Here is an 826-nt window from a genome sequence, read left to right as displayed (position 1 = left end):
CCACGACACGATGTTTTTGGCCGGCTCAGTAAAGTCAGCCGCGATGAGTGCCTGCGTCGCTCTGCGCATGCGACAAGCCATGCTGCTCCCGGATCATGTCGGCAGCCCGCTCTCCAATGACGACACACGGCGCCATCGTGTTTCCGGTCGTGATACGCGGCATGATCGAAGCGTCGGCGACGCGCAGGCCGTCGATGCCGTAGACCTTTAGCTCGCGATCAACCACGGACATGCTGTCGCGTCCCATCTTCGCCGTGCAGGACTGGTGCCAATAGGTGACCGCCGATTTCCGGATGAAATCGATCAATCCCGCATGGTCGCGTGGACCCGGGGCTGCCTCGCTCTGGATCAGCGGAGCGAATGCCTCGTTGTTGCCGACCTCGCGGCACAACTCCACGGCCGCGATTGCAGCGGCCAGATCCTCGGGCGCGCTCAGTGCGTTCGGCTCGATGAGAATGGGATCGGTGTGGTCAGGCCCGGAGAGCCGCAACCGGCCACGGCTTTTTGGTTGGGCAAGCCCGGCGAACATGGTCCAGCCATGTTCCGGTGTCGCGATCTCCGCCTCAGCGGGCGAGGGCACCGCGAATTCGAGCTGGCACTGAACGATATCCGGCTGAAGCAGACGGGAATCGCTTTTCCAGTAAAGCGTCGCTTCGCAGCCACCGCCGCCGACGCCTTCAGGCTTGCGATAGGCCCAGGTGCACCCGAAAGCGAGATGATCCTGATGGTTGCGGCCGACGCCGGGCAAATGCTGGACAACAGCGATGCCGTGGGCCTTCAACTCATCGCGCGGGCCGATGCCCGACTGCATGAGGACCTTGGGCGT

1 protein-coding gene is annotated in these 826 nt (G+C 63.6%); it reads right to left on the bottom strand.

The features are described 5' to 3' along the window. Window positions 1–34: 34 nt before the first annotated feature. A partial coding sequence (locus tag AC1DU6_RS33525) for a GMC family oxidoreductase (protein WP_477862666.1) occupies window positions 35–826 on the bottom strand: 792 nt, incomplete at its 5' end.

The organism is Roseateles sp. P5_B10, from assembly GCF_056400485.1.
This window is presented reverse-complemented; position numbering and strand designations above follow the sequence as displayed.